Origin of the sequence: Micromonospora sp. NPDC047738 (assembly GCF_040642675.1) — a bacterium.
Classification (GTDB): Bacteria; Actinomycetota; Actinomycetes; order Mycobacteriales; family Micromonosporaceae; genus Micromonospora.
Genome location: NZ_JBEYSO010000004.1, coordinates 1 through 20711, shown reverse-complemented (window position 1 = coordinate 20711; position 20711 = coordinate 1). Strand labels below are relative to the sequence as shown.

The 20711-nt window shown below is 69.7% G+C and carries 16 protein-coding genes and 1 pseudogene; 9 read left to right on the top strand and 8 right to left on the bottom strand.

Features of this window, described 5'->3' with window-relative positions:
- Window positions 1-50: 50 nt before the first annotated feature.
- From ABZ783_RS08350 to ABZ783_RS08325, 6 genes are all read left to right on the top strand, one after another.
- Window positions 51-1007 (top strand): TIGR03885 family FMN-dependent LLM class oxidoreductase, encoded by a 957-nt coding sequence (locus ABZ783_RS08350; RefSeq protein WP_357435359.1) that lies wholly within the window; start codon window positions 51-53, stop codon window positions 1005-1007.
- Window positions 1004-2806 carry a glycoside hydrolase family 15 protein gene (locus ABZ783_RS08345; protein WP_357435358.1) on the top strand — a complete coding sequence of 601 codons (1803 nt, stop codon included), beginning with the start codon at window positions 1004-1006 and terminating at the stop codon, window positions 2804-2806. The genes ABZ783_RS08350 and ABZ783_RS08345 overlap by 4 nt, the downstream gene beginning before the upstream one ends.
- A 362-nt stretch (window positions 2807-3168) precedes the next feature.
- Window positions 3169-3615: a hypothetical protein gene (locus ABZ783_RS08340; protein ID WP_357435356.1), complete on the top strand. Its 447-nt coding sequence runs from the start codon at window positions 3169-3171 to the stop codon at window positions 3613-3615.
- Entirely contained in the window at window positions 3612-4022 is a 411-nt protein-coding gene (locus ABZ783_RS08335) for a hypothetical protein (RefSeq protein ID WP_357435354.1), read from the top strand. Before ABZ783_RS08340 ends, ABZ783_RS08335 begins: the two co-directional genes overlap by 4 nt.
- A gap of 184 nt (window positions 4023-4206) precedes the next feature.
- Window positions 4207-5802 carry a beta-N-acetylhexosaminidase gene (locus tag ABZ783_RS08330; protein WP_357435352.1) on the top strand — a complete coding sequence of 532 codons (1596 nt, stop codon included), beginning with the start codon at window positions 4207-4209 and terminating at the stop codon, window positions 5800-5802.
- Window positions 5803-5856: 54 nt separating this feature from the next.
- Window positions 5857-8535 carry a hypothetical protein gene (locus ABZ783_RS08325; protein WP_357435349.1) on the top strand — a complete coding sequence of 893 codons (2679 nt, stop codon included), beginning with the start codon at window positions 5857-5859 and terminating at the stop codon, window positions 8533-8535.
- 35 nt (window positions 8536-8570) lie between these two features.
- On the opposite strand, the gene ABZ783_RS08320 is transcribed toward ABZ783_RS08325, so the two are convergent.
- Genes ABZ783_RS08320 through ABZ783_RS08305 form a run of 4 tightly spaced genes read right to left on the bottom strand, consistent with a single transcriptional unit; the run spans window position 8571 to window position 12053 of the window.
- Entirely contained in the window at window positions 8571-8918 is a 348-nt protein-coding gene (locus ABZ783_RS08320; protein ID WP_357435347.1) for a hypothetical protein, read from the bottom strand.
- A complete protein-coding gene (locus ABZ783_RS08315; RefSeq protein ID WP_357435345.1) occupies window positions 8915-9763 on the bottom strand; it encodes a carbohydrate ABC transporter permease in 849 nt (282 codons plus the stop codon). Before ABZ783_RS08315 ends, ABZ783_RS08320 begins: the two co-directional genes overlap by 4 nt.
- Window positions 9760-10737 (bottom strand): sugar ABC transporter permease, encoded by a 978-nt coding sequence (locus ABZ783_RS08310; protein WP_357435343.1) that lies wholly within the window; start codon window positions 10735-10737, stop codon window positions 9760-9762. The genes ABZ783_RS08315 and ABZ783_RS08310 overlap by 4 nt, the downstream gene beginning before the upstream one ends.
- Window positions 10734-12053 carry an extracellular solute-binding protein gene (locus ABZ783_RS08305; RefSeq protein ID WP_357435341.1) on the bottom strand — a complete coding sequence of 440 codons (1320 nt, stop codon included), beginning with the start codon at window positions 12051-12053 and terminating at the stop codon, window positions 10734-10736. Before ABZ783_RS08305 ends, ABZ783_RS08310 begins: the two co-directional genes overlap by 4 nt.
- A 118-nt stretch (window positions 12054-12171) precedes the next feature.
- Here ABZ783_RS08305 and ABZ783_RS08300 point away from each other — a divergent pair, with 118 nt between their 5' ends.
- A complete protein-coding gene (locus tag ABZ783_RS08300) occupies window positions 12172-13344 on the top strand; it encodes an ROK family transcriptional regulator (protein WP_357435339.1) in 1173 nt (390 codons plus the stop codon).
- A 93-nt stretch (window positions 13345-13437) separates the two neighbouring features.
- Here ABZ783_RS08300 and ABZ783_RS08295 read toward each other — a convergent pair whose 3' ends face one another.
- Entirely contained in the window at window positions 13438-14469 is a 1032-nt protein-coding gene (locus ABZ783_RS08295) for a hypothetical protein (RefSeq protein ID WP_357435336.1), read from the bottom strand.
- Window positions 14470-14632: 163 nt separating this feature from the next.
- Window positions 14633-15964 carry an MFS transporter gene (locus ABZ783_RS08290; RefSeq protein WP_357435334.1) on the bottom strand — a complete coding sequence of 444 codons (1332 nt, stop codon included), beginning with the start codon at window positions 15962-15964 and terminating at the stop codon, window positions 14633-14635.
- A gap of 338 nt (window positions 15965-16302) precedes the next feature.
- On the opposite strand from ABZ783_RS08290, the gene ABZ783_RS08285 reads away from it, so the two are divergent.
- Window positions 16303-17094 carry a serine protease gene (locus tag ABZ783_RS08285; RefSeq protein ID WP_357435333.1) on the top strand — a complete coding sequence of 264 codons (792 nt, stop codon included), beginning with the start codon at window positions 16303-16305 and terminating at the stop codon, window positions 17092-17094.
- Window positions 17095-17208: 114 nt separating this feature from the next.
- On the opposite strand, the gene ABZ783_RS08280 is transcribed toward ABZ783_RS08285, so the two are convergent.
- The gene (locus ABZ783_RS08280) at window positions 17209-17883 is read right to left on the bottom strand and encodes a DUF305 domain-containing protein (RefSeq protein ID WP_357435331.1); all 675 of its coding nucleotides are present in this window, start codon (window positions 17881-17883) and stop codon (window positions 17209-17211) included.
- A gap of 272 nt (window positions 17884-18155) precedes the next feature.
- Entirely contained in the window at window positions 18156-19925 is a 1770-nt protein-coding gene (locus ABZ783_RS08275) for a hypothetical protein (RefSeq protein WP_357435330.1), read from the bottom strand.
- A gap of 388 nt (window positions 19926-20313) precedes the next feature.
- On the opposite strand from ABZ783_RS08275, the pseudogene ABZ783_RS08270 reads away from it, so the two are divergent.
- Window positions 20314-20711: pseudogene (locus ABZ783_RS08270) on the top strand (hypothetical protein); the annotation flags it as partial.

Below are 20711 nucleotides of genomic sequence, written 5' to 3'. Positions count from 1 at the left end.
TGCCGGGTAGTCGTCGGTCCCGGGACTCCGCCGGCCAGGAGGAAGCGCACATGCCCGCCTTCGGTTTTCACGCCTCGCACGAGCAGTTCCCCCCGAGTGTCCTGCTCCGCCTGGTCTCGGCGGCCGAGAACGTGGGCTTCTCGCGGGCGATGTGCTCGGACCACTTCGCGCCGTTCGGGGTCGAGCAGGGCGAGTCAGGTTTCGCCTGGTCCTGGCTGGGCGCGGCGCTCGCCCGTACCGACCTGCCGCTCGGGGTCGTCAACGCGCCCGGACAGCGGTACCACCCGGCGATCGTGGCGCAGGCCGCGGCGACGCTGGCCGAGATGTTCCCGGGCCGGTTCTGGCTGGCGGTGGGCAGCGGGCAGGCAATCAACGAGCACATCACTGGCGATCGGTGGCCCAGCAAACCGGAGCGCAATGCCCGGCTGTGCGAGTGCGTCGACGTGATCCGGGCGCTCTTCGCCGGTGAGTGCGTCGACCACCGGGGCCTGGTCACTGTCGACCAGGCGGTGCTCTGGTCCCGTCCGGAGCAGCCGCCGCCGGTCTACGCCGCCGCCGTCACACCGGAGACCGCCCACTGGGCGGCGGGCTGGGCGGACGGCCTGATCACCATCAACCAGGAGGTGACCGCGGTGCGGCAAGTGATAGAGGCGTACCGGGAGGGCGGCGGGGCCGGACCGGTGCTGCTTCAGGTACACCTGTCCTGGGCGGCCGACGAGGCCACCGCGCTGCGCAACGCGCACGAGCAGTGGCGGACCGCCATCCTCGGCAGCGACCTCGGCTGGGACCTGGCCACGCCGGCCGAATTCGCCCAGGCCACCGCGTACGTACGGCCGGAGGACATGCGCGCGCACGTGCTGGTCTCCAGCGAGCCCGGCACGCACGCGAACTGGTTGCGGGCGTACGCCGACCTGGGCGTCGACGAGATCTACCTGCACCAGGTCGGGCTCGACCAGGACGCGTTCCTCGACGTGTTCAGCGCCCGGGTGCTGCCGGAGCTGGTATGACCTTCCCGCCCATCGACTCGTACGCCTTCCTCTCCGACACTCACACGACGGCGCTGGTCGGGCCGGACGGTGCGGTCGACTGGTTCTGCCTGCCGCACGCCGAGGGCGACGCGGTGTGCGCGCGGCTGCTCGATCGGCACCGGGGCGGAGCGTTCGCGCACTCCGTCGCCGGTTGCTCGGAGCCGGACCGCCGCTACCTGCCCGACACGCTGGTGCTGGAGAGCCGGTACGTGGCGCCCAGCGGCACGGCCGTCGGGCAGGACTTCCTCGCGATCCGGCCCGGCGACCCCGCGCAGCCGATCCGTGCCGAGAAGCTACTGGTCCGGCGGGTGACGGCTGAGCGGGGCACGGTACGGCTGGCGGTCCGGTTGCAGCCGCGACCCGACTACGGCGCGGCCGCCGTCGAGTGGGCGGCCGCCGACGGCCGCTGGCAGGCGCGAGGCGTCCCGCTCGCCGTGCGGGCCACCCTGCCCCTCGCCGTCGATGGTGGCACCCTGCACGGCGAGATCGAGCTGTCCGAGGGGGCGACGGCCACCGTGCTGATCGGCTACGGCGAGCGGCCCGGCACGGCCGCGCCGGAGGAGCTGCTCGACCAGACCTGCCGCACCTGGCGGGACTGGTCGGTGCGCAGCGACTACGCCGGCTTCGGCGCCGACGTGGTGCGGCACAGCGCGCTGGTACTGCGGGGTCTGTCCTTCGACGAGACCGGCGCGCTGCTCGCCGCGCCGACCACCTCGCTGCCCGAGGAGATCGGCGGGGTACGAAACTGGGACTATCGCTACACCTGGCACCGGGACGCCGCGTTGCTGCTGCTGGCGCTGTTCAGGCTGGGCCACGCCGAGGAGGGGCGGCGCTACCTCCGCTTCCTGCTCGACGTGTGTTCCGGCGCCAGGAACACCCTGGCACCGCTGGTCGGTATCCGTGGCGTGATCACCGACGAGCAGGTGCTGCCGCACCTGTCCGGGTACGCCGGGTCGGCCCCGGTGCGGATCGGCAACGAGGCCGCCGAGCAGGTGCAGTTCGACACGTACGGGCACGTTCTGGACGCCGCGCTGGCGTACCAGCGGCTCACCGGCGAGCTGACCGCGGACCAGTGGCGGCTGCTGCGCCGGCACGTTGACGCCATGGCGGACCGGTGGCGGGAGCCGGACCACGGGATCTGGGAGATCCGGGGGCCGCGCCGGCACTACGTCAACGCCAAGGTGATGACCTGGGTCTGTCTCGACCGGGGCAGCCGCCTCGCGGAGCTCGTCGGCGACCGCGGCGCGCCGGTACGGCGGTGGCGGGCGGCGCGCGACGCGCTGCACGCCGAGGTCTGCGACCGCGGCTACGACCGCGAGCTGGGCAGCTTCGTCATGGCGTACGGGTCGCGCGAGCTGGATGCCGCGCTGCTGCGCATCCCGGTGGTCGGATTCCTGCCCGGCGACGATCCTCGGGTGACCGGTACGGTCGACCGGATCCGCGAGCGCCTCGCCGTCGGGCCCGGTCTGGTCCGCCGGTACGCGGTGGACGACGGGCTGCCGGGCGAGGAGGGCGCGTTCCTGCTCTGCTGCTTCGAGCTGGTTTCGGCACTGGTGCTCGCCGGCCGGCGGGACGAGGCCCGGCGGGTCTTCGACCGGCTGCGCGGGCACGCCGGACCGCTCGGTCTCTACGCCGAGCAACTCGCGGTCGACGGCACGGCGCTCGGCAACTACCCACAGGCGTTCACCCACCTTGCGCTGATCGAGGCGGCCCTCAACCTGGACGGCGCGTCCGATCGGGACGCCCTGCACGTCTGGGCCGACCGCGGCCGGCCGTAGCCTTCGCGGAAGCGATATTCCAACGGTTTCGACCACCCTGCTGCGCTGTCGACAATCTGACAGCCGTCGGGGTGAGCGCTGTGGTGATCGTTCTGCCCGCGTGGGCCGTCGATGTGCCTCTGACCTGGGCATATGTTTGATTGTGTGGCACGGAGCGGCAGTCCGGTGGAGGGCCTCTGCCGCCATGCGCGACAGCGGACGGTGTCGCTTCCCTGCCCGCACCGTGGCCGTCGGTACGCCCTCGGCGGCATCCCAGCCCTCGTGTTTCTCATGCCGACGACGTCGTGGGGACGGGCCGGATTCGACGTTCATCGGCTGTCCGTCGCGTCGCGACGGACGCGCTGGCGGGATAGGAGCGCATCGTGGGGAGCATCCATGAACGGACCAGCCAGCGGGTCTACGAGCTCGCCGTCCTGGTCACCGCGCCGGTTTGTGGCGTCCTGTTGGTCGTGCTGCGCGTCCGGCCGCAGTCGGTGGAGGTGGCGATGCCCGACGTGATCAAAGTCTGCTGGGAGTTCGGCCTGATCGTGGTCGGCGTCGCGGGGCTGCTCGGCATGTTCTGGCCGGGGCAGCTCGGCACCGGGCTCGGCATCGAGCTCGCCGCGGTGCTGATGCTGGGCGCGATCGCCGCGATGTACGTCGTCTCCGTCCTGGTGGTCGCCGGCGCGCAGGCGGTGGTGGCGGCCTCGTTCGTCGGCGCGGTGGCGATCGGCTCGTGGCTGCGCTCGATGGAGATCGTGCGGTCGCTGCGCTGGATCATCCGCATGCACCAAGCCGGCATCGATCCGTGGCCGGAGGCGAAGACATGATCTTCGCGCAGACGCCCGGCTCTCCCTACTGGGCGCAGGTGCTGATCTCGACGCTCGGACTGTTCGGTGGCGCCAGCGGCCTCGGGGTGCTCGCCACGATCGCCGTGCAACGTCGGAAGTTGAAGGCCGACACGGCGGGGGCGCTGACCGACGCGGCTCTGGCCCTGGTACAGCCGTTGCGGACCCGGGTCACCGAACTGGAGAACGAGGCGCTGGCCGTCCGGGAGGAGCTGGCGACATCCCAACGGGAGCTGCAGGAGCTGCGAGCGACGGTGTGGGACCTGACCAGGACGCTGGACCGGTGGCGGGAGGCGATCCTGGCGCCGGACGCGACCATGCGCCGAATCCAGGCGCTCGTGACGGAGGAGGAGCGCCGGGTCCGCAACCAGCGCCGCCGCAACCCCTGACGATGCACCGTTCGCGTGCCCACTGAGGAGGCAGCCGGTCTTCACGGAGCGGGGTGAGCCGATATTTGTTAGGTAGCTTGCCTTATTAATAGATGGCGGCTACCTTGACTGCTAGCGACGAAGGTCGATGTGCGGTGAGCGTCGCGCGCGCTTTCTGCGGCATCGCTGGGCTCCGGAGGCAGTCATGACCATCGGCGGCGTACGTCTGCTCACCACCGTCATCCTCGCCCTGGTCGGCAGCGCGGTCGCTCCGGCCGCCCCCGCGACTCCCGCCGCAGCCGCCGTCTCGTTGGCCTCCGTCGTGCCGGCGCCGGTCACCGCCACCCCGGCCACCGGCGTCACCTACCGGGTCACCGCGGCCACGGCGATCTACACCGAACCCGATTCACCGGCGGTCGCGGACGTCGCCGGCCAACTCGCCGCCATCCTGCGCCGCTCCACCGGATATCCGATGCCGGTCGTCGACGCATCGAGCCCCACCCCGGCGGACGGCATCGCGCTGCTGCTGTCCGGGGCACCGGCGAGCGCCGGCAACGAGGGCTACCAGCTGGACGTCACGACGGCGTCGATCGCGGTACGCGCCAACCAGCCGGCGGGTCTGTTCGCCGGCGTCCAGACCCTGCGTCAGCTGCTGCCCCCGGCCGTCGAGAGCGCGACGGTGCAGCCCGGGCCGTGGGAGGTGGCCGGCGGGCGCATCATCGACCATCCGCGCTTCGCCCACCGCGGCGCGATGCTCGACGTCGCACGGCACTTCCTCCCGGTCGCCGTGGTCAAGCGGTACATCGACGAGATCGCCCTCTACAAGGTGAACCGGCTGCACCTGCACCTCTCCGACGACCAGGGCTGGCGCATCGCCGTCAACAGCTGGCCCAACCTCGCCGTCTATGGCGGGAGCACCCAGGTCGGCGGCGGCACCGGCGGGTACTACACCCAGGACGAATACCGGCAGATCGTCGCGTACGCCGCCGCCCGGTACGTCATGGTCGTCCCCGAGATCGACATGCCGGGTCACACCAACGCGGCGCTCGCCTCGTACGCGGAACTGAACTGTGACGGCGTGGCGCCGAAGCTCTACACCGGCACCAGGGTCGGCTTCAGCTCGCTCTGCGTGAGCAAGGAGCTCACCTACACGTTCATCGATCAGGTTCTGGGCGAGCTCGCCACGCTGACTCCCGGGCCCTACCTGCACATCGGCGGCGACGAGGCCAGCTCCACCACCGCCGCCGACTACGCCACCTTCATGAACCGGGCACAGCCGATCGTCGCCGCACACGGCAAGACCGTCGTCGGCTGGCACGACATCGTCAACGCCCCGATCCTGCCGTCCACCGTCGCCCAGTACTGGGGGACCACGACCTCCCACGCCGCGGTGGCGACCGCCGCCGGGAACGGCACCAAGATCATCATGTCGCCGGCCAACCGCAGCTACCTCGACATGAAGTACAACTCCCGCACCCGGCTGGGCCAGCGCTGGGCCGGCTTCATCGACGTGCAGGACGCGTACGGCTGGGACCCGGGCACCTATCTCTCCGGAGTCGGAGAGACGTCGGTGCTCGGGGTCGAGGCGCCGCTGTGGACGGAGACGATCGAGGCGCTCGCCGACGCCGAGTACATGGCCTTCCCGCGCCTGCCGGCGATCGCCGAGCTGGGCTGGTCACCGGCCAGCACCCACGACTGGACGTCCTTCCAGCAGCGGCTCGGCGCACAGGGCCCGCGCTGGCGCGTCATGGGCATCAACTACTACCACTCCGTTCAGGTGTCCTGGCCCACCGGCTCCTAGCCGCCGCGCACCGCACGGCACACCGCCTTGATCAGATCGAGGAGGCCACCACCCATGTCATCGCGCCTCATCATCGACCGACCTCGCCTGCTGAACCGCCGACTGCTCGGCACGCTGCTCGCGGCCCTGGCCCTCGTGGCAAGCGTCGGGCTCGTGCACGTGCCGAGCGCGAGCGCCGCCACCGTGGGCTCGACCGAACTGTCGACGGGCTGGGCGTTGCGGTCAGCCACCAACGTCACCGACCCGGGGGCGACCATCTCCCAGGTCGGCTACAGCACCGCGGGCTGGAGCCCGGTCTCGCTCCCGTCGACCGTCCTGGCCGGGCTGGTCGCCAACAACGTCTACCAGAACATCTACTTCGGTAGGAACCTGCAGTCGGTGCCCGACCTGACCGGCCAGAACTGGTGGTTCCGGGGGCAGTTCACCGCCTCGGCCGCGACCCCGGACCAGGCGTACTGGCTGCGCTTCAAGGGGATCAGCTACCGGGCCCAGATCTGGCTCAACGGCACCCAGCTCGACGCCAACGCGGTCGGCACCATGGTCGCGCACGAGTACAACGTGACGAACCTGATCCGGCCCGGCGCGTCCAACGCGCTGGCGATCCTGGTCACCCCGCCGGCCCACGACTGCAAGGACCTGTCCTTCTGCACCGTGGACTGGAACCCGGAGGCGCCCGACATGAACGCCGGGCTCTGGGGCAGGACGCTGCTGGACACCACCGGGCCGGTGGCGTTGCGGGACCCGTACGTCCGGACGGTGCTGCCTCTGCCCGCAACCAACGCCGCCGACCTCACCGTCTACGTCGACGCCCTCAACGCGACCAACGCCCCGGTCACCGCGACGGTCAGCGCCACGATCACCAAGGCCGGCTATCCCACCATCTCGGCCAGCCAGGCCGTCACGCTGGCCGCCAACGAGCGCCGCGAGGTCACCTTCGACCCGGCGAGCTATCCGCAGCTGCACGTGGCCAACCCCGCCCTGTGGTGGCCCTACCAGTACGGCAGCCCGGAGCTCTACCAGCTCGCCACGTCGGCAACGGTCGCCGGTGCCACGTCGGACACCAAGTCGATCAACTTCGGCGTCCGCCAGTTCACCGACTACCGGACCACCGTCAACGGCACCTCGTTCGTCGGCTACCAGGTCAACGGGCAGAAAATCTTCTTCCGCGGCGGCGGCTACATGTGGGACATGCTGCAGCGGTGGGACACCAGCACCAACGCCACGCACGTCCAGTACGTCAAGGACATGGGCCTCAACACCATCCGCCTGGAGGGCACGCTCGGCAACGAGGAACTCTACGACCTGGCCGACCAGGCCGGCGTCATGATCATGCCGGGTTTCGTCTGCTGCAGCGCCTGGGAGAACGACAGCACCTGGACCGCCGAGCAGGAGCAGGTGGCCAACGCGTCGCTGGAGAGCCAACTGCGGGCGTTGCGCGCCCACGCCAGCCCGTTCATGTGGAACTACGGCAGCGACCAGCCGCCGACCGCCGCCCACCTGACCACGTACAAGAACACGGCGGCCCGGCTGCACTGGCAGAACCCCACGGTGGACAACGTGGCGACCTGGTCGAACGCCAACGCCGGCATGAAGATGGACGGCCCGTACAAGTGGGAGCCGCCGGTGCTGTGGTGGGACAGCCCCGCCCAGTCCGGCAGCGCGTTCGGCACCAACGCCGAGCAGGGCACTGAGGCGCCGCCGCCGCTGGAGAGCCTGCAGAAGTTCATCCCCGCCGCGGAGCTGTGGCCGATCGGGACCACCTGGAACTACCACGCCGGCAAACCCAGGAGCGTCTTCGACAACATCCAGGTCTTCACCGACGGCGTGAACAGGCGGTACGGCAGCACCACCAGCGCCGAGGACTACTCCCGCAAGTCGGAGCTGCAGAACTACGAGAACACGAGGTCGTTCTTCGAGGCGTGGAACTCGCACGAGTACAGCCAGTCGTTCGGGGTCATCTTCTGGATGCTCAACAACGCCTGGCCGGCGGTGCACTGGAACCTGTACGACTACTACTTCAAGCCCGGTGGCGGCTACTTCGGCAGCAAGAAGGCCAACGAGCCGGTCCACATCGCCTACGACTACAAGACCCGCAACGTGTACGCGGTCAACTCCACCCTGAGCGCACGCAGCGGGCTGACCGCCACGGCCAGCGTGTACAACATCCCGAACCTGATGCAGGCGTACACGACGACGGTGCCGGTCACCGCGGCGGCGAACGCGTCCACCCAGGTGCTTACCCTCCCGGCGCTGACCGGCCTGTCCGCGACCTACTTCATCCGGCTGCAGCTGAAGGACTCCGCCGGTGCGGTGGTCAGCAACAACCTCTACTGGTACTCCACCCAGGCCGACGCGCTGGGCAACAAGAAGAACTGGTACATGACCTCGGTCAAGACGTACGCCAACCTCACCGGGCTCAACAGCCTGCCGTCGAACCCCAACCTGGCGGCCAGCGTGACCCGGACCGCCTCCGGCGGGCAGGAGACCGCCACCATCCGACTGACCAACAACAGCCCGACGAACATCGCGTTCTTCCTGCGGCCGGAGATCACGGCCGGCAACGGGGGCAACGAGGTGCTGCCGGTGAACTACACCGACAACTACGTGTCCCTGTGGCCCGGGGAGTCGGCCACCGTCACTGCGAGCTACCAGACCAGCGACCTCGGCGGGCAGGCGCCCTACCTGCGCGTTCGGGGCTACAACATCCCCACGTCGTCGATTCCGGTGCCGTAACGACGGGCGGGAGCGGGGCACCGCCCCGCTCCCGTTCAGCCAGAGGGAAGCTTCGTGTCGGCCGGCACGTGCCGCAGCTCGGCCGGCCGGCCGGCCCGCTGCGCCAGGACGTGCGCGGCGAGCTGCACCGGCAGGATGTCGAGTACGCAGCCGCCGAGACCGGCCAGCCGCGGCAGCCGCACCACCAGCAGGCCGTCCTGCGCGGGCAGGTCGACGTCGACGGTGGCGCTGGCGCCCATCCCGAAGGCCACCAGGTTGCCCCACCGGGACGCCGCGGCGGCCTGGGCGCCCGCCGGGCCGGCCAGCGCCGCCCGCACCGCCGCCGCCGGCCGTCGTAGGTTCTCCGGCTGCGCCCGCACGCCGTCGAGGTAGTGGAGGTTCAACCCTTCACCGCCCCGGAGGCGAGGCCACCGATGAGGTAACGCTGGAACACCACCGCCAGCACCACCGGCGGCAACGCAGCGAGTACGCCGCCGGCGGCGATGAGGCCGAAGTCCACGGCGTTGCGCCCGGTGAACTCGGCGATCGCCACCGGGACCGTCTTGGCCTGGCTGGTCGAGGTGAAGATCAGCGAGTAGAGGAACTCGTCCCAGCACAACAGGAACGCGTACAGGGCGGTCGCCAGGATGCCGGGCTTGGACAGCGGCAGCATCACCCGGACGAGGGCGCCGAGGCGGCTGCACCCGTCGACCCGGGCCGCCTCCTCGAGCTCCACCGGCAGCGAACCGAAGAAGGTGCTCATGTTCCACAGGGCGAACGGGGTGGCCAGGGAGCAGTAGACGACGATCAGCCCGGTGCGCGTGTCGAGCAGCCCGAAGCGCGACATGAGCAGGTACAGCGGGATGATCAGCGCGATCGGCGGCAGCATGTAGGTGACCAGGAACGACAGCAGCGTCGCGCGGCGCAGCGGGAACCGCAGCCGGGCCAGGGCGTAGCCGCCCAGCACTCCGACGGCGAGCGAGATGACGACCGTGCCACCCGCCACCAGGAAGCTGTTGACCATCGCGCTGCGGAACGCCGCGCCGGCGCCGGTGCCGCCACCGGCGAAGATCTCCCGGTAGCGGTCGAGGGTGACGTGCTCGGGCAGCCAGCGCATCGGCCGGGAGACCACGTCGGTCTGGCCGACGAGCGAGGAGTAGAGCAGCCAGACGAACGGCGCGAGGATCACCACGGAAGTGGCGAGCGCGGCCAGGTGGACGAAGACGCGGTAGCGCAGGCTCGCTCTCACGGTGACCTCAGCTCGCTCTGGCGTAGCAGCCGCAGGTAGAGCAGGGCCAGCAGGAGAATCGCGACGACGGTCAGGTACGCCAGCGACGCGCCCGAGCTGAACCGCTGCGCGGAGAACGCCTGAAGGTAGGTGAAGAACGTGATCGTCTGCGTGCCGCTCGCGGGCCCGCCGCCGGTCATCACGTAGACGATGTCGAAGACCTTGAACGCCTCGATGGTGCGCAGCACCAGCACCAGGGCGATGTTCGGCACCAGCAGTGGCAGCGTGATCCGGAAGAAGGCGCGGATCGGGCCGGCGCCGTCGACCCGCGCCGCCTCGTAGAGCCCGCGGGGGATCGTCTGCAACCCGGCCAGCAGGAAGAACGCCACCAGGGAGGTGTTCTTCCAGACGTCGGCCACGACCACCATGTTGAGGGCGAGGAACGGGTCGTTGCCGAGCCACGACCGGTAGTCGTCCTGCAGGTTCAGCTGGGTGAGCAGGGCGTTGGCCACGCCGTACTGGGCGTTGAGGATCCACCGCCACATCGCGCCGTTGACGATGGTCGGCAGCGCCCAGGGCAGGATCACGATCGCGCGGAACAGCCAGCGCAGCCGGATCGGCGCGGCGAGCAGGTGGGCCAGCCCGAGCCCGAGGGCCAGCTCGAGCGCGGTGGAGACGAGGGTGAAGTAGGTGGTGTGTCCGACCGCCGCCCACAGGCGGTCGTCGGCCAGGATCTCGGTGTAGTTGCGTAGGCCGACGAACGGATACCGGCCGGGGAATGGGCTGTCGACGTCGTAGAAAGAGATGACCAGGGCGCGTCCGGCCGGGTACAGGACCACGCCGAAGACGACGAGCGCCGCAGGCAGGAGCAGGAGCAGCGCCAGTCGGGTCTGGCCGCCGCCAGCGCGCCGCGCGAACGGCCTCCGGCGCGCCGGCCGGGCTGGCCGGGTGGCCGGTGGCGTGGGTGCCGGGCGCGCCGGTGGCGCGGCGCTCATGAAAGCAAAGTACGGGCTTGTTCGGCGGCGTCGTCCAGGGCCTTCTTCGGCGGTTTCCGGTTCAGCAGGGCGTTCTGCAGCTCGGCCTGCAGGATCTGGCTGATCTCGTTGTAGCGGGGCACCTGCGGTCGGGCGATGAGGTTGGCGAGCTGTTTCTTGGCCACCGGCACGACCTGCGGCAGGGTGGACGCCACGGCCGGGTCGTCGTACGACTTCGTCCAGCAGGGCAGTGAGCTCTTGGCGTACTTGTCCTGCACACCGGCGCTGGTGATGTAGCTGATGTACGTCCAGGCCGCCTTCTGGTTCCTGCTGCCGGAGCAGACCGACAGGGCCATCGAGCCGTTGACGCCCGGGGCGCTGGCCGGACCCGACGGGGTGGTCGCCACGCCGACCTTGCCGGCGATTTTCGACTGCTGGGGGTCGTTGGCGGCGTTGAACATGTAGGTCCAGTTGAGCGCCATCGCCGCCTGGCCGTCGGAGAAGATCTTACGGACGTCCTCTTCCAGCGACTCGACCGAGTTGGGGTTGGTGAGCTTCGTGTCGAGGGTCCGCTTCATGAACTCCAGCGCCTGCAGGCCGCCGCCGGTGTTGAAGGCGATCGACTTTCCGTCGTCGGACAGGAACTTGCCGCCGAAGGCGCCCACGAGCTGGGTGTAGTCGCAGACCAGCGCCTCGGCCTGCTTCCAGCTCCAGATCAGCGGATGCTCGACGATCTTCTTGGCTTTGAGGGTCTGGGCGGCGGTGAGGACGCCGTCCCAGGTGGACAGGCTGGCCGGGTCGACGCCGGCCTTGCTGATCATGTCGGTGTTGTAGAAGAGGTACTTCGTGTCGAGGATCCACGGCACGCCGTAGTAGCGGTCGCGGTAGGCGGCGGTGGCGAGGGCGCCGCCGAGCATGTCGCTCTTCCACTCCGCCGGGAACTGGTCGGTCACGTCGGTGACGATGCGTTTGCTGCCGAACTCGGCCGGCCAGATCACGTCGATCAGCACCACGTCGAAGGTGCTGGCGGGGGCCGCCGCGACGATCTTGTCGTGCAGCGCCTCGTAGGCGACGAAGGACGGCTCGACCTTGATCTTCGGATACTTCTTCTGGAACTCGTCGGTCATCGCACGGATGTCGTCTTCGGAGTAGCCGGCCTGCTTCATGAACAGGGCCTTGATCTGGCCTTCGCCGTTGCCTGCCGCGCCGCTGTCAGCGCCGCTGCCGGTGTCGCTGCCTCCGCCCACGTCGCAGGCGGCGAGAAGGAGGCCCGCGCCGGTGACAGCCGTCAGTTGGAGAAGTCTTCGCCTGGACAGCTCGCTCATGTTCTCCGACATGATCGCCCTCCTGGGGCATTAGGTAGGCTGCTTAACAAAAACTTGTACTCGGTTCGCGATCACCGGTCAAGACCGTCGTCGCAGCATCCGGGTCAACCGGCGAAGGGGTGGTTTCCCGTTGGTCTCCGTCGACCCGTCCGGCCGGGCGGTACTGGCCGCGCTGCTCGACAGTGTGCCGATGACCCGGCCGGAACTCGCCCGCCTGACCAGCCTGTCCCGGCCCACCATCTCCGAGGTGGTCCGTCGGCTGGTCGACAGTGGCCTGATCGTCGACGCCGGCGTGCGGCGCGGCCGACCCGGCCGGGTGCCGACCTACTACCGGCTGGCGCCGACCGCCGGATACGTGGTGGCAGTCGACGTCGGTGGGGACAACCTCCGCGTCGCGGCGGCGGACATGAGCGGGGCGCTCTGCTACGAACAGCGGCAGCCGACCCGAGCCACCGGGGCGAGCCGGGTCGCCGCGAAGGTGGCCCGGATGATCGGATCCGCGACGGAGGCGGTGGGCGACCAGCTCGGGCCGCTTCGCCGGGTCGGGGTGTCGGCACCGGGGGTCATCCACGCCGACGGCCGCACCATGTCGGTCGCCCGCAACCTCGGTGAGGAGGGTTCCTTCGACCTGATCACGCCGATCGAGGCGCGCGTCGACGCGCCCGTCGTCCTGGAGAACAACGTCAACCTCGCGGCGCTCGGCGAGCGCTGGCGAGGGCACGCCCGCGACGTCGCCACTTTCGCGTTCCTGGCCGTCGGTGCCGGCATCGGCATGGGGCTGGTTCACAACGGTGAGCTGGTCCGCGGGGCGCACGGCGCCGCCGGTGAGGTGGCCTACCTGCCGCTGCCGGGCTCCGTCCCACCCGAGCAGCGGGGCGGGCGGGGCAGAGAGCAGTTGGCGGACGAGGCGGGGGCCTACGGCGTACTCGCGGCACTGAAGGCCCGCCCGACCTGGCCGGGCACCCGGCCGTCGTCGGTGGAGGAGCTGTTCGCCCAGGCCGCCACGGGAGTGCCCGCCGCGCGGGACCTGGTGGAGGCGGAGGCGCGGCAACTCGGCCTCACGATTGCCAGCGCCTGCGCGGTCTTCGACCCCGAACTCGTCGTACTCGGTGGGGGTGTGGGCCGCAACCCGCTGCTGCTGCCGACGGTCCGGGAGACGGTCAACGCGTACGCGCCGTTCCCGCCGCGGATCGAGACCAGCGCGCTGGGCGAGGCGGCATCGCTCACGGGGGCGCTGTTCGTCGCACTGGAGGCCGCGCGTGCCGAACTGCTGCGCAGCGTCAGCGGCGCCGACGGTGGCTGACCGGGGGCCGGTCGGCGTATCCGGTGGCGGGACCGGCCACCGGATACGCCGGGATCAGGGAGACGCTGTGCCGCGACGCCCGCGCGGCACGGCCTAACCGCAGGTGCCGCCGACGACGAACCAGCAGGCCGTGTGGGGTGAGGTCTTGAAGAAGCGCAGCAAGAGGCTCGCCACCTTCTGCCGCCCCGAGTTGGACGGATGCGTACCGTCCGAGCCGAAGTCCGACCGGTCCCAGACGAGCCCGTCGGAGCGGGGCTGCAGGCCGTTGGCCCAGAGGTAGGGGCCCCAGGCCGCCCACGCGGTGGTGTTGTTGTAGTCCAGGTTGCCGGCCCGAGGATCGGTGCCACCGCCCGACATCTGGGTGATCTGCGCCTGGATCACCCACTTGACGCCGAAGCCCGTCTCGTAGGCGTACGGCTCGGGGTTCAGGCTGGTGGTGGCGTAGCCGGCGTAGATCCGGCTGGAGAAGAAGACCTGCTGCAGGTTGGGATAGCGCTTCTTCAACGCCCGGAGGATGTTGCCCTGCTGGGTCACGAGTTGGTAGGCGTCGGCGTTGGTCGCGGGCAGGGACACCGACGGATTGGCGTTGGCGACCTTGACCCAGGCGACTTGGACCTGCCGTTCGGTCAGGCCGAGGGGTGCCAGTCTGGTGTCCCGGACCCGGTCGTAGTTGGCGTCGGTCGGGGCGTCCCAGGTGCCGGCGGTCTGGCCGCCCGCGGCGCCGTCGACGATGACCAGCTTGTCGTGGTTGACCTGCGGGTCTGCGGCGGCCTGACCGATGAGGGAGAACGGCGCGCACTTTCCGCTGGCATCTCCCGAGCAGAACTCCTGGGTGGTGTTGGACATGCCGATGGAGAGCAGGACGTACTTGCCGTTGGCGCTCGGCGCGCCGGTGGTGTCGAGCGGGCGTACGCGCAGGGCTCTGGTGACTCCGGCCGTGCGGTGAGCGTCCGGCATGGTGTTCCGGCCCGCCGGATACAGGCCGCCTTGGAAGCCGAGGTAGCTGCCGGTGCCGAGGTCGTTGATGGGCTGGACGGCGGCGGCGACCGCATCGGGCATGCCGACGACAGTGGCCATCACGAAGGCGGCCAGCATCGCCAGAAGTCGCCGAACATTGATAATCATGACGATCAACCTAGGAAATAAAGCGATGATCGTCAATTCCGACCGCGTCGGCTTTTCCTGGACCGACGGCTCCCTGATCGGCTTCTCAAAATCCGGTGTGGATTCTCAAGGACGAACCACGCCACGGCATCCCTGCCGAGCGCCGGGGCAGCTACGGCTGGGCTCAGTAGCGGGTCTCCGCGCCCCGGGTGGCGCCGCCGTCAGAGGCGACGCCATCCGGAGGGCCTGCCGAGGGCGGATCGCCACCAGGTGGGAGCGGTTTGCGGGCCCGGATGGTGAGCCCTGCGGCGACGAGGCCGAGGACGATGGTCGCCACGGCGCACACGAGCAGTGCCTGCCGGGCTCCGACGGCGGTCGTCAGCGGGCCGCCGAGCATGGTGCCCAGCGGCACCGCCAGGACGGTGACGGCGCCGTTGGCCGCCAGGACCTGCGGGAGTGTGGTCGTGGTGGTGCTGCGTTGGAACAGCGCCATCGACGTGGACCGGTACGGAGCCCAGATGAGGCCGGCGAGGGCGAAGGCCGGTAGCGACAGGCCGATCGGTGCGTTCAGGCCGAGGGGCAGCATGGCGGCGCCGAAGCCGATGACGATGCCGACTGTGGTGGGCCACAACGACCAGCGGTGCAGGTATCCGGTGGCGAGCCCGCCGACGAGGGCGCCGACTCCGAACGCGGTGTAGTAGATCCCGAGCGTCGGGGCGGCGGCGTGCAGATCCTCCACGACATGGATCGGCATGGCCACGTAGAACGGCCCGAAGAGGAAGAAGAACCCGAAGGTCAGGGCCAGCAGGCCGAGCAGCGCCCGGTCGTGGCGGATGACGGCGAACCCGGCGGTGCGGGAGGAGCCACGGTCTTCCGGAGCTGCCCGGGCGGTGGGCGAAATCGCGAGGCGGTACGTGAGGGCCAGGACGGCGAAGCTGACCGCGTCGATGGCGATGACCCACACCGGACCGGCCCAGCTGATGAGGATGGCCGCCAGTGGCGGCCCGGCGATGGTCGCGACCTGGCCGATGATCGAGAGCACCGCGTTGGCGGGCAGGTGGTGCCGTCGGGGGAGCAGTTCGGCGATCAGGGTGAAGCGCCCGGCGGAGCCCCACGAGTGCAGCAGCGACGACGCGGCGAGCAGCATCACGTACCACCCGATGCTGAGCACCCCGAACAGGTGGGCGGCGGGGATGGCCGCGAGTGCGGCGGCGCGCAGGATCGCGTCCCAGCCGGCGAGCTGGGCGCCGTTTCGGCCGCTCAGCAGCTGGCCGAAGATCACGGTTCCGGCCGCGCTGGGCAGGGTGTAGGCCGCCACCGCGACCGCAACCCAGGTCCCGCGCTGCCCGTGCGGCGCGAGCTGGATCGCCAACCAGGTCACCGCGATCAACGACATGCCGTCGCCGAGGGCGGACACCGCCAGTCCGGGCAGGACGCGTCGCAGCAGGGGATGGCTGAGCACCGGCCAGTACGGCGACGACCGGAGAAGCCGGGGCGGCACGGTGTGGGGCGGCATGCTGCTACCTGACCCGGTGCAGGGCGCTCGTGCCAAGGAAATCGGCTGTGGGCAGAAGGCCGGGTGCCCCGGAGGCTGGCGGGATCAGTCGGCCATCGGGCATGCTGCCCAGCGCATGATGCAGGCCGTCACCGGGGTGACGTTGTTGTGCCTCGGGGTGGCCGTCGCAGCCAGTGCCTGACCCGCCAACCGGACGGTGCCGGCGCGGATCTGGTTCCATAACGCGCGGATAGGACCCAGAGGGTATGTCGCGGCTCATCCATTGATCTCAATATGATGTCCGCAATCTCGAATCAGGTGCGCTCACGAGGCGTGCCAGTCCTGATGCGGAGGAACACATGGTTCGCTGGCGCACCCTCACCGGCCTGCTGGCCGCCGCGCTCGCCGCGGTGACCGCAGGCAGCCTCACTCTCGCGGCACCCGCCGCGGCCGACCGCACCGTCTCGCCGTACGTCGTCGGCGGCACCCGGGCCGCCCAGGGCGAGTTCCCGTTCATGGTGCGGCTCTCGATGGGCTGCGGCGGCGCCCTCTACAGCCCGCGGCTGGTGCTCACCGCCGCGCACTGCGTCGGTGCTACGGGCACCAACACCAGCATCACCGCGACCCTCGGCGTGGTCGATCTCCAGTCACCGAGCCGGATCACCGTGAAGTCGAACTACGTCTACCGCGCCCCGGGATACAACGGCAACGGTAAGGACTGGGCCCTGATCCGACTGGCCACGCCGGTCACCGGGCTGAGCACGCTGAAGATCGCCAACACCACCGCGTACGACAACGGCACCTTCACGGTAGCCGGCTGGGGCGCCCCGTACGAGGGCGGCCCGCAGCAGCGGTACCTGCTCAAGGCGACCGTGCCGTTCGTCAGCGACTCCACCTGCAACTCCTACTACGGCGGCCAGATCATCGCCGCCGAGGAGATCTGCGCCGGCTACGCCAGCGGCGGCGTGGACACCTGTCAAGGCGACTCGGGCGGCCCGATGTTCCGTCGCGACGCCAGCAACGCCTGGATCCAGGTCGGCATCGTCAGCTGGGGCAACGGCTGCGCCCGGCCCAACTACCCGGGCGTCTACACCCAGGTGAGCTACTTCGCCTCGGCGATCGCCTCGGCCGCCGCGAGCCTCGGCGGCTAACTGTACGACCCGATCGGGCGGCCCGGCTGGTGACCAGCCGGGCCGCCGTCTTTTCGGCGCGTGGCGGCGACCAGGGGCGGCCGGCGGATGCCCGCCAGCCAGGTCGCAGGGATATCAACCCATCTTGGCCAACATCTCCTGCATTCGCTGGATCTCGATGCTCTGGTCGGCGTTGACCTCACGGGCGAACTGGTCGCTCGCCGGTTCGAGCCCGCCGCCGGTCGCGTAGAGCTCCTCCACCATCGCCAACGCGCCCTGATGGTGGCGGATCATGAAGGTGAGGAAGAGACGGTCGAACTCCGCGCCGCGCGCCTGCTTGAGCTGGTCGAGCTGCTCGGCGGTGAGCATCCCCGGCATGAGCTTGTCGTGCCCGGCGTGGCCTCCGTTCGGCCCCGTGCTCGGCACGTTCCGCTCCGTGAGCCACCGCTGCATCCGCGCGATCTCGTCCGTCTGCGACACGTCGATCCGCTTGGCGAGCAGGGTCACGTCCGGGTTGGTGGTGCGTCCCTGCAGGAGGGCGGTCATCTCCAGGGCCTGTGCGTGGTGCGGGATCATCCCCTGGATGAAGAGGCTGTCCGCCGCGGTGAATCCCGGCGGCGAGACCTGCGACAGGTCGGTCCCGGACAGCGACTTGCCCGGTTGGCCCGGTGCCCCCGGCTGCACCACGTGCGCGCTCGGCGGACGGTACCCCGGATCATCGCCATTCGCCCAGAGGGCGGCACCCACCCCCGAGCCGACGACGACCGTGGCGATCACGGCGGAGATGACCACGCGACGAGAGAGGTGCATGATTCACGTACCAATCCGGGCTTGAGCTGCGCATAAGTGAAGGCCATGGTGCCTCATGTCGGTCGCCCTCACCAGATCACGAAACGGCTACCGGTACCAAAGGCCGATCATTACGAGTGACGTTGGGAGGCGCTTTCCACGGCCGAGGGTGGGTCGAGACATCGGAGCTGGGATGGCTGGTGTGCGCCTCCAGCGTGTCGTCGATGCACGACTGGTGAAGGGCACCTCGGCTCGAAGGCTTCGAGCCGAGGTGCCCTTCGGTCAGGGACCGGTCAGAGCGAGCCCGCCAGGTCCAGGATCGCCTGCTTCAGCTTCTGCTGGTCCGAAGCGGTCAGCTTGCCGGCGATCTCCTGCAGCTGGGACACCGCGGCGTCCCGCTGGCCGTTGGCGGAGAACCGCTCGGCCCGCTGGAGGAACATGTCGACCTGGGACTTCAGCGGGTGACCGAGGGCCTCGGCACGGACGAGCTGGTCGTAGTGCGCGCGGGCGACCGCGAAGCTCGGCGTCCAGCTGACCTTCGGCTGACCCTGGGCGTTGAACTGGCCGAGCCGCACCTCGGAGGCCGCCTGGATCTCCGCCTTCGACAGGTGCTGGCTGGGGGTCAGCTTGAACGCGTCGAAGCCACGGGCGATCTCGTTGCCGTAGAGGTTGCCGTTGTACCAGTACGCCGACCAGAACCCACCGAGCACGAGCGAGTTCGGGTTGACCGGACCCCGGTCGAAGAACGCGATCTCGTGCGGGTTCTTCGAGTCGGTGAAGTCGAACACCGAGATGCCGCCCTGGTACCAGGCCTGCATCATGATGTCGCGGCCCGGCACCGGGATCAGCGACCCGTTGTGCGCGACGCAGTTCTCCTGCAGCGTCTGCGGAACCGGCAGCTTGTAGTAGCTGGCGAACTTCATCTTCTTGTCGACGATGTCGAAGATGGCGTTGGCGCCCCACTCCGGCAGGTCGGTGTCGCGGCAGCGGGCACCGCTACCGCCACCCCACTCGTCGGTGAAGATCACCTTGGTGCCGTCGTTGTTGAACGTCGCCGAGTGCCAGTACGCGAAGTTCGGGTCGGACACCTCATCGATCCGGCGGGGGTTCGCCGGGTCCGAGATGTCGATCAGGATGCCGTTGCCCTGGCAGGCGCCGGCGGCCAGCCCGATCTCCGGGTACGCGGTGATGTCGTGGCAGGCGTTGGTGTTCGGCGACGGCGACCAGGTGCTGCCGGACGGGTGCCGAGGCGTCTGCGGACCGTTCTGCAGGCCGTCGATCCGGCCCGTCTGCGGGTCCTGGAACAGCCGCGGCTGGTTCACGACGGCGGCCTGCTGAGGCGCCGCGAGCGGCACCTTGATGACGTCGATCCGCCACCGCGACGGGTTCTCACCGTCCGCGGCGTTGTTGTTGCACCCCTCCATCGTCGTAGCCGGCCGCACCGAGGTGGTGCCGGAGACGTAGATGTAGATGTTGTTGGGGTCCTTGGGGTCGGTCACCACGGTGTGCGTGTGCGAGCCGCGGCAGAGCTGAACGCCCGCGACCTGCACCGGGTTGCGCACGTCGCTGATGTCGAAGATCCGGACGCCCTGGAACCGGGTGCCGACGCTGGCGTTGGTGCCACAGTCGACCCGCCCGCGCGACTCCTCCACCGACATGAAGACCAGGTTGCCGTAGGCGGACAGGTCGCCCTGCCCGCCGGGGCACACCACGCTGGTGACCACAGTCGGGTCGGTGGGCTTGGAGACGTCGATGATGTTGAACCCGTTGTAGTTGCCCGACAACGCGTACTTGCCGCTGAAGGCGAGGTCCGAGTTGTAGAACCCGCCGTTACCCGGGTTCGCCGGGTCGACGAAGCCCGCCGGCTTGTCGCGGTGCGCGACGTGCTCCAGGTTGCTGATCGCCGACTGCGCGTCGAGCCAGCCGGCGCCGAGGCCGACGCGCGGATCGGGCTCCGCTGCCGACGCCGTGCCGGGCACCGAGGCGGCCATGAGCAGCCCCGCGGCCATGAGGCCGAGCGCCTGCCGGCCTCTGCGTGATCTAGTGGTTGGTTGGTGGGTCATGTGCCGCCTTCCGATCGAAGGACCTGACGCGCGACGTCCAAATGCTGGGAGGACGCGTCGTGTGAGTAAGGACCGTACCGTCGATCAGTCGTTGGTCAAGGAGCCCGCGCGAGGTATGGGCATATTTGCGCCCACGACTTTGAGTCTTTACCTTCGCGTGATCCTGCAGGTCACGACAGGCGTAGGACCTGCCGCTCCAATATTTCGCCACTCGTCGGATGATCAGCTGGTAAAGGGCACCGTAGCGTCGATGCAATTCACCTCGCACGGGTCTGGTTACTGAACGTGAAGGCCGGGCGAGCGCCGCGGATGGGCGTGGCGGGCCGCCCGGTGGCGGTGGTGGATCGGCGCTCCGTGCTGTCTTTTCCAACCCCCGAAAGGAGCAGCGGTGCCTCTGCATTGGCGTCCGTCCCGTGGTCGTCGCAACGCCGCGTTGTTGCTGTCCACGACCCTGGTCGCGGCTACGACGTCGTTGACCGCGGGACCGGCTTGGGCTGAGCCTGATGGGCCTGGTCCGAAGAATCCGATTTTCCTGACCGGCCCGAACGAAGGCGCGGCGAAGGACATCGCCATGGCCTATCTGCGGGCTCATCCCGACGACTTCAAGGTCGCCGCCGGTGACCTGTCCGACCTCGTGGTGGCGTCGAGCTCCACCAGCCGCCACAACGGGGTCACCCACGTCAATCTGGCTCAGCGGTACAAGGACCTCGACGTGTTCGGGGCCGTGACGACGGTGAGCATCGCCCGGGACGGCAGTGTCATCTTCGTCGGTGGCGCTGGCACTCT